General features: G+C 36.4%; 11 protein-coding genes. 3 read left to right on the top strand and 8 right to left on the bottom strand.

The genetic code is table 11. From position 1 onward, the window contains the following. Positions 1-8: 8 nt before the first annotated feature. The 5 genes from LG276_RS11665 to LG276_RS11645 form a co-directional block, all read right to left on the bottom strand. Positions 9-626, bottom strand: coding sequence for a DUF2812 domain-containing protein (locus tag LG276_RS11665; protein ID WP_251161588.1), 618 nt, complete (start codon positions 624-626; stop codon positions 9-11). 13 nt (positions 627-639) lie between these two features. Then, entirely contained in the window at positions 640-963 is a 324-nt protein-coding gene (locus LG276_RS11660; RefSeq protein ID WP_224936418.1) for a PadR family transcriptional regulator, read from the bottom strand. 246 nt (positions 964-1,209) lie between these two features. Continuing rightward, positions 1,210-2,181, bottom strand: a complete 972-nt coding sequence (locus LG276_RS11655; protein ID WP_095373318.1) for a nitronate monooxygenase family protein — start codon at positions 2,179-2,181, stop codon at positions 1,210-1,212. Positions 2,182-2,357: 176 nt separating this feature from the next. Then, entirely contained in the window at positions 2,358-3,311 is a 954-nt protein-coding gene (locus LG276_RS11650) for an alpha/beta hydrolase (RefSeq protein WP_251161587.1), read from the bottom strand. Positions 3,312-3,324: 13 nt separating this feature from the next. Further along, the gene (locus LG276_RS11645) at positions 3,325-4,968 is read right to left on the bottom strand and encodes an NAD(P)/FAD-dependent oxidoreductase (protein ID WP_281202491.1); all 1,644 of its coding nucleotides are present in this window, start codon (positions 4,966-4,968) and stop codon (positions 3,325-3,327) included. A 297-nt stretch (positions 4,969-5,265) separates the two neighbouring features. Between LG276_RS11645 and LG276_RS11640 the strand changes: the two genes are divergently transcribed. Further along, positions 5,266-5,808: a DUF402 domain-containing protein gene (locus tag LG276_RS11640; RefSeq protein ID WP_251161585.1), complete on the top strand. Its 543-nt coding sequence runs from the start codon at positions 5,266-5,268 to the stop codon at positions 5,806-5,808. A 275-nt stretch (positions 5,809-6,083) separates the two neighbouring features. On the opposite strand, the gene parC is transcribed toward LG276_RS11640, so the two are convergent. From parC to LG276_RS11625, 3 genes are all read right to left on the bottom strand, one after another. Further along, positions 6,084-8,516: a DNA topoisomerase IV subunit A gene (gene parC / locus LG276_RS11635; protein WP_251161584.1), complete on the bottom strand. Its 2,433-nt coding sequence runs from the start codon at positions 8,514-8,516 to the stop codon at positions 6,084-6,086. Then, positions 8,513-10,489, bottom strand: coding sequence for a DNA topoisomerase IV subunit B (gene parE, locus LG276_RS11630; RefSeq protein WP_281202489.1), 1,977 nt, complete (start codon positions 10,487-10,489; stop codon positions 8,513-8,515). The genes parC and parE overlap by 4 nt, the downstream gene beginning before the upstream one ends. Positions 10,490-10,818: 329 nt before the next feature. Continuing rightward, positions 10,819-11,232, bottom strand: a complete 414-nt coding sequence (locus tag LG276_RS11625) for a CoA-binding protein (protein WP_404294323.1) — start codon at positions 11,230-11,232, stop codon at positions 10,819-10,821. 301 nt (positions 11,233-11,533) lie between these two features. Between LG276_RS11625 and plsY the strand changes: the two genes are divergently transcribed. Beyond that, entirely contained in the window at positions 11,534-12,136 is a 603-nt protein-coding gene (gene plsY / locus LG276_RS11620; protein WP_251161582.1) for a glycerol-3-phosphate 1-O-acyltransferase PlsY, read from the top strand. Between the two features lie 377 nt (positions 12,137-12,513). After that, positions 12,514-13,623 carry a HAMP domain-containing sensor histidine kinase gene (locus tag LG276_RS11615; RefSeq protein ID WP_224936410.1) on the top strand — a complete coding sequence of 370 codons (1,110 nt, stop codon included), beginning with the start codon at positions 12,514-12,516 and terminating at the stop codon, positions 13,621-13,623. The last annotated feature ends 52 nt before the right edge of the window (positions 13,624-13,675 follow it).

The following is a 13,675-nucleotide window of genomic DNA, read 5'->3' as shown; positions in this document are numbered from 1 at the left end:
GAATCCTGTTATTTTTTTATCATTGATTGAATATACCGTTTATTTGCTTTATAACTAAAGAATAAATAGGATAGAACAGATAGTGGAATGAATGTCCAAGCTGCCCCTCTTAACAAGGCAAAAGGTGTCTCAAAAATGAACGAAAACCAAAATGAGGTTCCACTTTTGTCCCATAGCCCCGGCGTTAAGTAAAGTTCACTTGGTCGAATGAAATAGACTGGATCAATAATGTCTGTAAAATAAAGAAAGATTATTAGTGGGAAGTTACCAATGGCAAGCATGAGAGAAGAATGAGCGTAGCGCTGATACCTTTTTGCCTTTGAAACATTATCAGAAAAAATGTCATCTATGGCTTGGTCATCGATTTTCTCAAAATATTGAATCCCTGAATATTTTGATCCCGCTATATGTCTCCACCCACTATCCTCAAACAGTGTAATATAATCCAAAAAGTCTGCTGATTGCTTGAACTTTCTGAAATCTATTTTAATTTTTTTCTCTTTTGGATCAACTAACCGAAATTTGTAGCCGAAATAAGTGCTTTCTAATTGGTATCCTTCACTCGCCATTCTCTCTAACCATTGTTCCTCTTTATCAAAGTCATTAAAAACCTTGAATTTGCGCATCTTCTCCCCTCCACTACTTATCTGTATTAGAGAATAAGTTATTAGTAATGCGAATCATATGGCTCATCCTCTTATAATCTTGTCTTAGTACCTCAATTCCTTTCTCTGTGATCACATACGTTTTTCTACGTTTATCATCACTTTGCACAGATTGTATTAACCGTTGTTTCACTAAATTTTCTATTGCTCCGTACATCGTTCCTGCCGCTATTTTCACTTTGTTGTCACTTAATTCCTCCACTTTTTGCATCATCACATATCCATGGGAAGGTTCAATTAATGATAATAAAATGTAATAGGTTGTTTCGGTTAATGGAGAATATTTATTTATGTCCATGGAATCACCCCGACACTATATATACAGTTAAACTATATAGTTCAATTATATACAGTCTAACTGTATATTGCAATAAAACATTTTTCAACTTTCGCCCTTTTCTTACTTAATTGCATTTTTTGTTTTTTCTCTATCTATTGAATATTTGGAACATAGTTCTGTTAGAATTATTTTCGTTAATTTTTGTATGCTTATAAATTCGGACATTAAAAAAGCCACCTAAAAGGTGGCTAAAAGATTCATTGTTCACGTAAATTGTTTGCTATAAGCGAACAAGTCTTCTTGTGCTTGTTTATATTCCTGTTTTAGTTTATTGACATAATTAGCGGTAGTTGTCACCGCGGAAATGGCAGCAATCCCTTGTCCACTTCCCCAAACATCTTTCCATGCTTTTACTCGATTTTCCCCAAAATTCATTTTGCTTGGATCACTATCTGGTAGATTATCAGGATCCAAACCAGCCGCTTTTATGGATGGTTTTAAATAGTTACCATGAACCCCAGTAAATAGATTACTATAAACAATATCATCGGACGAACCATCAACAATAGCTTGTTTATACTCTTCTGAGGCTCTAGCTTCCTCTGTAGCGATAAATGGCGAGCCGATATAGGCTAAGTCTGCTCCCATCGCTTGCGCAGCTAAAATGGCTTGTCCGTTCGCAATAGAGCCCGATAGCGCTAATGTTCCATCAAACCATTGTCTAATTTCTTGAATGAGCGCAAACGGACTTTTATCACCAGCATGGCCACCCGCTCCTGCAGCAACAGCAATTAAACCATCTGCCCCTTTTTCTATCGCTTTATGTGCAAAAGTGTTATTGATTACATCATGGAGTGCAATACCCCCATAACTATGAGTAGCGGAGAATACTTCCTCTCTCGCTCCTAGAGAGGTAATTATAATTGGCACTTTATATTTCACGCATAGCTCCATATCTTTTTCTAATCTTTGATTTGATTTATGTACGATTTGATTAATTGCAAAGGGTGCAGCCGGTTTATCCGGGTTTTGTGCATTATAATCAGCAAGCTCTTCTGTAATTTGCGCTAACCATTCATCTAACTGAGAAGAAGGTCTGGCATTTAATGCTGGCATTGATCCAACGATACCAGCTTTACATTGTTCAATAACTAGCTTTGGGTTACTAATAATAAAAAGTGGTGATCCAATGACCGGTAACTGTAATTGCTGAAATTGTTTTGGTAAACGAGACATTTTCTTTTCTCCCTTCAAAGAACGAATGAAAACGGTAACACTTATTTCATCTGTTTTCTATATGTCCAATTTAACCCATATTTCTGTTACCCGTCAATTAAATATCAGATATTTCTAAATTAACAATATTATTTTCTGTAAAAATGAGCTGCGATTCAATCTCGCAGCTCATTCTTTTATTTCATGATTTTAACTTTTGGGTTAAGCGCTTTCTTTAATGCTTGAATATAGTTTTGAATTGCTGCACTACCCAAATCAGAAGTTGGATTTAATAATTCAAAGGCATGATAAGCGCCAGGATAAATATGAAACTCTACATCGACTCCGTCTTTCGCAAGTCGCGAGACATATTCAATTGTTTCATCTCTAAATGGATCCAATTGACCCACACATGTATAGGTTGGTGGTAGGCCAGAATAATTTTTTGCTCTTGCCGGCGCAGCATACGGTGAAATCTCGCCATTGATATTTTTACCTAAATACATCCTCCATGCTGCTAGGTTATTGCCACGATTCCATATCGCTTTTTCATCGGTGATTTCATAGCTTGATGCACTCGTATTACGATCATCTATCATTGGATAAAGTGGCATTTGAAAGGCTATTTTCGGACCGCTTCTATCTCGTGCTAACAATGAGAGGGCAGCTGTTAATCCTCCGCCCGCACTCTGACCAGCTACTGCGATTCTACTCCTATCAATCTTTAATTCTTCACAGCTCTCATGCATCCATAACAAGGCAGCATAGCAATCTTCTATTGCACAAGGATAGCGATGCTCTGGAGCTAACCGATAATCCACTGACACAACCACACATTCAGCTTCTTTTACAAACGCTTGACAAATAGCATCACTACCATCTGGATGACCAGTTACATAACCTCCACCATGTATGAAAAGAACAGCTGGAAGTGCCTCTTCATTTCTATTAGAAGGTTCATAAATCTTCACTAACATTCTTTGTTTATCTCCACCTTGAATAGATAATTGATTGATTCTTACATAAGGGGATGTTTCGACTGGGACGAATGCAGCCTGCCTTGCTGCTTCTAATCCCTCTGGTAACTTAAATGGTGGGAAAACCTCACAGATTTCTCTTATTTCTTCTGCTACTCTACTCATAAAATCCATTAATAGCACTCCTTTACATACTTTTTGTGATGGAGGAATGTTGGTCAAATCCACTATACTCACTAGTAGCACAGTTCTCGAGGATTTTCCCGTATTGTCCTAGTCCACCCAGATAAATTAAAAATGCTTCAGGCTTTCCTTCTACATTTGCTCCAGAATACCAAGAAGGGGTTTTGCTATATAATGTTTGTCTATATACTTCTTCACAGTGGATACGCCATGTTTCTTCTTGTTGCGCATTAGCTTCTACCATTTCGAGCCCCTCTGCCTCTATATAAGCAATAAAACGGTCAATCCAATCCACATGCTGTTCAATACTTGTCGGCATATTTGTTGCTACAGATGGACTTTGTGGTCCAGTAATCATAAACATATTCGGGAAGAGGTTAGTGGCCACACCTAAATAAGTTGATACATTAGCTCCATGTTCCCATTTCTCCTTAAGTGATTCTCCTCCACGTCCTTTAATATCCATCGTTAATAATGGTCCGGTCATTCCATCATAACCTGTAGCGAACACAACCATATCTAAGGGATACTCTCTGCCTGTTGTGCAAATACCCTTTTCACTGAATTGTGTTATAGGCGCAGCTTTTACATCGACAAAATGAACATGTGGTAAATTAAATGATTCATAATAATTTGTATCAAGAACTAGACGTTTAGTGGCAATTGGGTAAGTGGGTAACAATTTTTCTGCTAACGATTGATCCTTAACAACTTGTTTTATCTTATCTCGAACAAATTGACTAAGTGTTTCATTAGAGGTTTCATTTATTAATAAATCATTATAAGTGGCACTTATCTCAAAGCCGCCTTTCTTCCATGCTGTTTCATAAACTTCCTGCCGTTTATATTGATTTTCCTCTAAGGCAGAAAACGGTCGTGAAAAAAAGGGATAACCAGTATGAGATTGAAACATTTTCTTTCTTGTATCTAATCGATTTGCTTTATATTCATTGATTTCTTCTTCTGTGTAAGGGTGATTTTGTGCGGGAATCGCATATTGAGGAGTTCTTTGGAAGCTATATACTTCCGCTGCTGTTTCTGCAATAACCGGTAAACTTTGAATTCCACTTGAGCCATTACCAATAATCCCTACTTTCTTGCCATGAAAATCTACTTCGTGATGTGGCCAAGTACCTGTGTGATAGCTTTCACCTTTATACTGGCTATAACCTGCTATTTTCGGTATATTCTTCGCATGTGCTGATAGACAACCGACAGCTGTAATGAAATATTTACATATCAATTGTCGACCATCTTGTAAAAACACTCTCCATTGTGTAATTTCTTCATCAAAATGAGCGGCTCTTATTTCTGTTTCTAACTCAATATCCTCTCTCAGTTGTAAGCGATCTGCTACAAAGTTTAAGTATTCGAGAATTTCTGGTTGTGTCGGATAACGAGAACGCCAAGACCATTCTTCATATAACGTTTCAGAAAAGGTAAAATTATACGTATGGCTTTCTGAGTCACACCTCGCACCAGGATAGCGGCTCCAATACCAAGCTCCCCCTACACCAGCACCTTTTTCAAACACCCGTACCTTCAAGCCACGTTCACGTAATCTGTAGAGCATATACATGCCAGAAAACCCAGCACCAACAATAATTGCATCATAGGAAGGGAAATCTTGATGATTGTGATTGTCCATCAATTACTCACACCTTTCTACTTGAATGATTGCGCTTACATTTCATAGGTTTTGTTGAAAATATTCTGACTATTAATAGTATTAGACCTCCTATTGTAAAATTCCTCTCTCCTTAATTAAATTTTTTCTCACTATAATAGCTCAGTAAAAGGAAGCCCATTAATTTTAGAAGTAACAGCATTACTTATGAAATATATTCAGTAAGATCTATTATTTTAAATAAATTTGTTTAATACAATTAAACTCGTTACAATCAAATGCTATAATTTGCGTAAAAAACAAGGGTGGGGGATGATGATGCTAAAGAGGAAGTTCGGAGATCGTTCAGATTGGAAAAGAAATGATAAAAGGAAATATTCACAGGCTTTCCTCAATACCAAAAACTTTAAGGGACACATAACTTTATTACATACACTTTCCGTTACATCTCCATTATGTGTAAGTTATGGTAGAAAGAAATTATGTATAGTGGATGATGGATATATGTGGCTTCAACAATTTCCTTTAAGAAAAAACCATACAGTAACTACGATGTTCGATTCTAAAGGGAATATCATTCAGTGGTATATAGACATATGCCTCCATTATGGAATAGACAATACTATTCCATGGATAGACGATTTATTCTTAGATATTGTTATACTACCAACCGGGGAATTATATGTTTTGGATGACGACGAACTTGAAGATGCTCTAAAAAATAATATTATTAATCAATCTCTATATGATTTAGCTTGGAAAGAAGTAAAAATCATTAAAAGTTTAGCTAGAGCTGGAAACTTTAATTTGTTAAAATTGTCAAACGCCCATAAAAATTTTCTATCTAAAATTTTGAAGTAACTAAGATTAAATGAACAGAAGTTCTGTCTATTTCCGTAGATGAAAATTAGTTAACTAGAAGACTTAACATTAATATAAAAAAATGATTTACTAACACAGTAATCTTCCCTGTTGACCAAGAAGCGTTAGAAGGACACCTTCAGAGTTTTTAAAAAAAAGATCAACTAAGAGAAGGATAATGACACATAAAAAAAGTACATCACTTTTATGAGTGTGTACTTTTTTTATGTGTCATTTAAGTTAAATACAACCTTTCAACTTTTGGAAGAAGCCATTTATGTTTGTTCCTTTTTCTCAGTCCATAAATGAATAATTGTACCATTTTCTTCTTCATCCAAAATGAACGATCCGTTGGAGTAGCGATCATTGTATCTAAGTTCATTCATTGCTATGGACTCGATTGTCCCTTTTTCACTTTCAACAAATGCCGTTTCATGGTTATTTGTTATAACCATACCGACAATGCGATGCGGATGTTTTTTCAATTCGCGTAACATCACTACACCTCGTTTTGCCCTTGATGTTTGTTCAAACTCTTGCAGTTTCATCTTTTTCACTGCCCCGCGTTGCGTCGCAATAACAACTGCTTCTTCTTTCTCATTACTAATCATTTTTCCAGAAACAACATAATCATCATCTTTTAGATTGATTCCTTTTACACCCGCAGCTCTTGGACCTACTAAGTTTACTTCTGTCTCATGGAACCTGAGACCATAACCTAAATGACTTGTGAGAAACACATCATGCTCGCCATGTGTTAGGTGAACATCGACAACCTCATCATCACCTTTTAGGTTAAGAGCAACGAGCGCTTTTGAAAAGCGTTGAGCTTTATATGATTTTAATTCGGTTTTCTTCACCATACCGTTTTTCGTAATAAATAATAATGTCGCATTCTCTTGTTCAAAATCAGTAATAGGGATTGCGTGAATGATACATTCATCACGATCGATGGCAATGATATTGGCAATATGTTGACCCATGTCCTTCCAGCGGATATCAGGTAATTGGTGCACAGGACAATATAAGTAGCTGCCTTTATTCGTAAATAGAAGTAGAACATCCGTTGTATTCATCTCTAGCTTTGTTAATAAACGGTCGGATTCCTTCATCGCTAAATCTTGTCCATTTGAAGCTGAATAAGAACGCTGGCTTGTCCGTTTAATATACCCATCTCTTGTGACAGTAACAATCACATCTTCATTTGCTACAAGAACTTCTAGGTTAATTTTAATTTCTTCTATCTCTGCTTGAATTACTGTTCTTCTATTGTCTTCAAATCGCTTCTTCACTTCACGAAGTTCTTTTTTTATCACTGATGCGAGTTTCTTGTCACTGGCAAGAATCGATGTGAGTTCCTCTACTTTGGCCGCTAGTTCTTCTGCTTCTGCACGCAATGCTGTGATATCCGTATTCGTCAAACGATAAAGTTGTAATGAGACGATCGCTTCTGCTTGAGGCTCTGTAAATTGATACTCTCTCATCAAATTCTCTTTCGCGTCACGCTTATCTTTTGAAGCACGAATCGTCGCAATGACTTCATCTAATATAGATAACGCCTTAATTAGTCCTTCAACGATATGCTGACGTGTTTGTGCCTTTTCTAAATCGAATTGCGTTCTACGTGTGACAACCTCTTTTCGATGGTCAATATAGGCATCTAATAAGGGAACTAACCCCATCGTTTTCGGATGACGGTTATGAATAGCCACCATATTAAAGTTATATGGGATTTGCAGATCAGTATATTTATATAAATAGTGTAAAACACCTTGTGGGTCAGCATCTTTCTTTAATTCAACGACAATTCTTAACCCTGTACGATCCGTTTCATCACGGACTTCGGCGATTCCTTCAATTTTACGATCGAAGCGAAATTCATCCATTTTCTTCACTAAGTTTGCTTTATTTACTTCATAAGGGATTTCAGTAATGACTATTTGCTTTCTACCACCACGAATATCCTCGAAATCTACTTTACCACGGATAATAATTTTACCTTTGCCCGTTTCATAGGCTTTCTTAATGCCTTCCACACCTTGTATGATTCCACCGGTAGGAAAATCAGGTCCTTTTATATACTGCATTAAGTCATCGACAGTACTTTGTGGACGATCCATACGATGAATAACAGCATCAATAACTTCTCCAAGGTGATGAGGTGGAATTTCCGTTGCATACCCGGCAGAAATCCCTGTTGATCCATTTACAAGTAAGTTAGGATAACTAGCCGGTAAAACGGTTGGTTCATTCGAAGTATCATCAAAGTTCGGAATAAAATCAACCGTTCTTTTTTCAATATCATTTAAGAGTGCAGAAGAAATAGAAGATAATCTCGCCTCTGTATACCTCATTGCAGCAGGTGGATCATTATCGATACTACCATTATTGCCGTGCATTTCAATAAGAAGCTTGCGCAACTTCCAATCTTGACTCATACGCACCATGGCATCATATACAGACGAGTCACCATGTGGGTGAAAATTACCAATCACGTTACCGACCGTTTTTGCCGATTTTCTAAAACCTTTATCATGCGTATTTCCTTCAACATGCATGGCATATAAGATACGACGCTGTACGGGCTTTAGCCCGTCTCGCGCATCAGGTAATGCTCTATCTTGTATAATATATTTACTATATCTGCCAAATCGGTCACCAAGGACATCTTCTAACGGCAGATCACGAAATTGTTCTGCTTTGTTCATGAATCTAACTCCTCAAGCGTCGAAATGTTTTCATTTTCTAAAATGCTGCCATCTTCTTCTAACCCAAATGCGACATTGGTTTCAATCCATTTCCTCCGCGGTTCAACTTTATCACCCATTAAAGTGGTAATTCTACGTTCCGCTCTCGCAGCGTCATCAATTTTTACACGGATGAGCGTTCTCGTTTCTGGATCCATTGTTGTTTCCCATAATTGGTCAGCATTCATCTCACCAAGTCCTTTATAACGCTGAATAATATAGCCTTTACCGACCTTTTTAATCGTATCAGGAAGCTCTTCATCACTCCATGCATACTCTATTACTTCTTTCTTTCCTGAACCTTTACTCACTTTATACAATGGTGGTAAAGCAATATAGACTCTACCAGCTTCGAGTAACGGCTTCATATAGCGGTAGAAGAAGGTCAGTAAGAGCACTTGAATATGGGCTCCATCGGTATCAGCATCCGTCATAATAATCACTTTATCGTAATTAATATCTTCAATCGTAAAGTCACCACCGACACCCGCTCCAACAGCGTGTATAATCGTGTTTATCTCTTCATTTTTAAAGATATCTGCGAGCTTTGCCTTTTCAGTATTTATTACCTTACCTCTTAATGGCAATACCGCTTGAAACCTTCTATCGCGCCCCTGCTTTGCTGAACCACCTGCAGAGTCACCCTCTACTAAATATAATTCGTTTCTTTCTGGGTTACGTGATTGAGCAGGTGTCAATTTCCCTGACAGAACCGCTTCAGCCCGTTTCTTCTTCTTCCCGCCTCTAGCGTCTTCCCTCGCTTTACGTGCTGCTTCTCTTGCTTGAAAAGCTCTAATTGCTTTCTTAATTAATAAAGAGCTTGTATCTGGATTTTCTTCAAGGAAGTAAGAGAGATGCTCTGATACAACGGCATCGACAGCTGAACGCGCTTCACTTGTTCCGAGCTTGCCCTTTGTTTGTCCTTCAAATTGTAACAGCTCTTCAGGTACACGTACTGAGACAATCGCCGCAAAACCTTCTCGTAAATCAGTTCCTTCTAAGTTCTTATCTTTCTCTTTTAGAAGCTGAACTTTACGGGCATATTCATTGAACACCCTAGTCATCGCTGTTTTAGCTCCAGCTTCATGTGTCCCTCCATCTTTCGTACGAACATTATTGACAAAAGAAAGGACATTTTCTGAAAAGCCATCATTAAATTGGAAGGCAAAATCAACTTCAATACCGTTATGCTCCCCTTCAAAACTAACTACTGGATGGAGCGTATCTTTTTCTTCATTTAGGTACTGAACGAATGCTTCAATCCCATTTTCATAATGATAAATCTCTTTAAGATCATGACGTTCATCCGTTATTTCGATTTTCATTCCTTTTAAGAGAAAAGCGGATTCACGTAATCGTTCACTTAGAACTTCAAAATTATATGTAGTTGTTGAGAAAATTGTCGGATCTGGTTTAAAGTGGATCGTTGTCCCTACTTGATTCGTTTTACCAACCTTCTCAAGTGTGGTTACTGGCTTTCCACCGTTTTCAAATCGCTGTTCATAAACAAGTCCATCGCGTTTAATTTTAACGACTAACCATTGTGATAAGGCGTTAACAACTGAAGCACCCACACCATGAAGTCCACCACTTGTTTTGTATCCACCTTGGCCAAACTTTCCTCCAGCGTGCAACACAGTCAATATGACTTCGGTTGTAGGTTTGCCCATTTTGTGCATTCCGGTCGGCATTCCTCGACCTTTATCTTGAACACTAATTGAATTGTCTTTATGTATTTTGACAATGATATGATCGCCGAAACCTGCAAGTGCTTCATCTACAGCGTTATCGACTATTTCGTATACAAGATGGTGTAACCCTCTTGCATCCGTACTTCCAATGTACATTCCGGGACGTTTTCTAACAGCTTCTAATCCCTCAAGTACTTGTATGGCATCATCATTATAGTCAAATACTTCCTGATTTTTTGCCACAAGCATTCCCCTTTCATCTCTTCAAAAACCATCTATTGTCTATCAATCCGAGTCGGCAATAGAGTTTGATTATATCATAACCGCGCCTTTATGCACCTCTCTACAATAGATATCGGTTTATTATTCCATTCTTATTCACTATATTCCTTCTTATCATGCGAGCCGTATGCATATATGTTCCCCATTGTAACATGCATTAAGATCATGTATATACTGTTGCAAGAGGCAAACAAGAACAAACGTTCTAATCATTATATCATATTTTCACTTCTAAACCGCATATGAAAGAAAAAGCATGAAATCAATGTCATGATCCCATGCTACAAATGTTATTTTGTTAGCGCATGCTCTACTTTAATGCATCGATCCATGATTACGGTATAACCAGCATCGCTTAACTGCTGAAATACGTCTTCATCTACAACACCTAGCTGAGTCCAAAAAATGGGACAATCAATATTTTGAAATTCATTCGCAAGACTTGGCAAATATTCCGACCGTCTAAAGACATTAACAATATCCACTTCGCCTTCTATTTCAGCTAATGATGCAACCGCTTTTACACCTAATACTTCCTTAACTTTGGGATTAACAGGGATAATTCCATAACCACTTTTTTGCATTGCTTCACTTACCATATAGGATGTACGATTAGGGTTATCACTTAAACCTACGACGGCAATCCTCTTTGCTTGTTTTAACATCTTTCCGATTTCAGTTCTTGATGGGTTTTCTATACTCAATACATTCACCTCTTATTTTGAACTCTACACTATTTTATCTGAATTAAAGTATAAATGCGAATGGATCGCAATACTGTTCTTTCTATCTTTTATTATAAAGCTTTCCTTTTAGCTAAATATCACGTAATACCTCTTAACAAAAAGTTCTTTTCTACTAATTTTAATCATATATCTATTTAACATTCGTTTCATATAGCGTAATCTTTGCAATAAAAAAGATAATTTAAAAGCAACATAGTACATTCACTTATTTACGTGGTACAATATAAGAACTGTATTTTTATTCCGTGGGGGAGAGTTTATGACATTTGAAGTAATTATCGTTTTTCTTATTGCTTATTTAATTGGTTCCATTCCATCTGGATTAATCATTGGTAAAGTGTTTTATGGCATTGATATTCGTGAGCATGGTAGTGGTAATCTTGGTGGGACAAACACTTTCCGAACGCTAGGAAAAAAAGCAGGTTTTACCGTTACACTGGCCGATATCCTGAAAGGTACCATAGCTGCTGGATTATTACCAATCTTCTTTGATATAGATATACATACAGTGATTATAGGAATTTTTGCTGTTATTGGCCATATGTACCCGATATTTGCAGGATTCAAAGGTGGTAAAGCTGTTGCTACATCTGCAGGCGTTGTGCTGGCGTTCGTGCCCGTCATGTTTGTGGTCATATTAGCTGTTTTTTTCATCTCACTTCTCACTTCTAAATATGTTTCATTATCATCAATGATTGCTGGTATTGCAGGATTGATTTATTCACTCATTCTTGGTGATCCAATTTTAATCATAGTGATTGCCCTAATGACATTGTTCATCATTTATCGACATCGTACAAATATTAAAAGGATTATCAATAAAACCGAACCAAAAGTCAATTTATTTAAAAAGAAAAGATAACATTCAAAAGACAGCGTTAGAGCATGCTGTCTTTTTTTATCTATTCATTTCTATACTAGGTAAATCGAAGCTATACTTTTTTCTAGTAATCTATCATTTTTTAACAATTCCTAAAAAATTCCTTTATCGAATGAAAACGGTGATTGAAAGCCATTGAATGACTTTGGTATGATAAGATTAATAATTCCAACATTGCGGTTTAATTAAAAATATGACATTTTAACTCATATACATAACAAGATATGTAGAGATGATTCGTGTTTTATTCTCAATATACATGTTTTTCTAACATATATTGCAATTTCTTCTAATAGAATAAAAGAGAATGACATTAGATACTACTTCCACATGACAAACAATGGTAAGGATGATAAGAAATGAAATTAACTGAGATTGTCTTAAAAGAACTACCATTTCCATACTTCTTAATTGACAACAATAATCACGTGGTTTCAACATCTATAGTTAATCAGCATACAATCATTGGTACCCCATTCACACAATTAATGAATTACGAAGATGTCGAACAATTTAATGAAATACGGAAGAAAAAAGCAGTTCTTAATTTACAGCTATTTTTCGGTAACGGTTATCACAATTATCGCGTCTATACGATTCCTGAGGAAGAATCATGTCATTTATTTTGCTACCCTTTATTTCATTCATTAACTGCTGACTATAATTATCAAACACAACAATTAGAACAGAAACTCCTCAGATTTAGCTTAGAACTAAATGAAAAAAAGAAAATCATTCATGAAACTGCGTCTCAGATTAATGAAGCAAATTTTACAAATGAGTACGCCCAAAATTTAAGTACACTTGCAGCATCGATGGCACACGAAATACGTAATCCGCTTACAACAGTTAAAGGTTTTTTACAATTGTTAAAACCCTATCTCAACGAGTCAGGAAAAAATCAATATGTTGATATTGCTCTAGATGAGATTAATCGTGCCAATGATATTATTCATGAGTTCCTAAATGCAGCAAAGCCAACGGACAAAATAAAAGAAGGTATTTCTATTAATAAACTTGTTCACGATACTTTCCTGTTGTTTCAGAGTGAAGCGATTTTAAAGAATACTGCACTCTCCTTCCAATTATCAAAAGACGACCCATATATTTATGGAAATGCCAAACAATTAAAACAAGTACTAGTCAACTTAATTAAAAATGCACTGGAATCATTTGATACACAAGAGCAGCATCAAGATAATACGATTAATATCTCTGTTAGAAGTACAGCTGAAACATGTTTAATCGTTATAAAGGACACGGGTTTCGGAATGAATGAAGAGACATTAGAAAAGCTTTTTCAACCTTTTTATTCTACTAAAACGACGGGCACAGGCATTGGGTTATCCATTTGTAAAAGAATTATCGAACAACATAATGGCTGGATTAACATTTCATCTGAAATGAATGTAGGTACAACGATTAAGATTACTTTACCGCTCGATAAAGAAAATACATACAGCAATTGAGAGATTAACTTCACATCCGAATAATTGGCATCGTTTTATAGCAAAAAAAAGC

The sequence above is a fragment of the Cytobacillus kochii genome, assembly GCF_044790165.1.
GTDB lineage: Bacteria > Bacillota > Bacilli > Bacillales > Cytobacillaceae > Cytobacillus > Cytobacillus kochii.
This window is presented reverse-complemented; position numbering and strand designations above follow the sequence as displayed.

Bases quoted from the DNA above. Each gene is read 5' to 3' on its own strand.
- LG276_RS11665 (WP_251161588.1), bottom strand. From the start codon at position 626: ATGCGCAAATTCAAGGTTTTTAATGACTTTGATAAAGAGGAACAATGG.
- LG276_RS11660 (WP_224936418.1), bottom strand. From the start codon at position 963: ATGGACATAAATAAATATTCTCCATTAACCGAAACAACCTATTACATT.
- LG276_RS11655 (WP_095373318.1), bottom strand. From the start codon at position 2,181: ATGTCTCGTTTACCAAAACAATTTCAGCAATTACAGTTACCGGTCATT.
- LG276_RS11650 (WP_251161587.1), bottom strand. From the start codon at position 3,311: ATGGATTTTATGAGTAGAGTAGCAGAAGAAATAAGAGAAATCTGTGAG.
- LG276_RS11645 (WP_281202491.1), bottom strand. From the start codon at position 4,968: ATGGACAATCACAATCATCAAGATTTCCCTTCCTATGATGCAATTATT.
- LG276_RS11640 (WP_251161585.1), top strand. From the start codon at position 5,266: ATGCTAAAGAGGAAGTTCGGAGATCGTTCAGATTGGAAAAGAAATGAT.
- parC (WP_251161584.1), bottom strand. From the start codon at position 8,516: ATGAACAAAGCAGAACAATTTCGTGATCTGCCGTTAGAAGATGTCCTT.
- plsY (WP_251161582.1), top strand. From the start codon at position 11,534: ATGACATTTGAAGTAATTATCGTTTTTCTTATTGCTTATTTAATTGGT.
- LG276_RS11615 (WP_224936410.1), top strand. From the start codon at position 12,514: ATGAAATTAACTGAGATTGTCTTAAAAGAACTACCATTTCCATACTTC.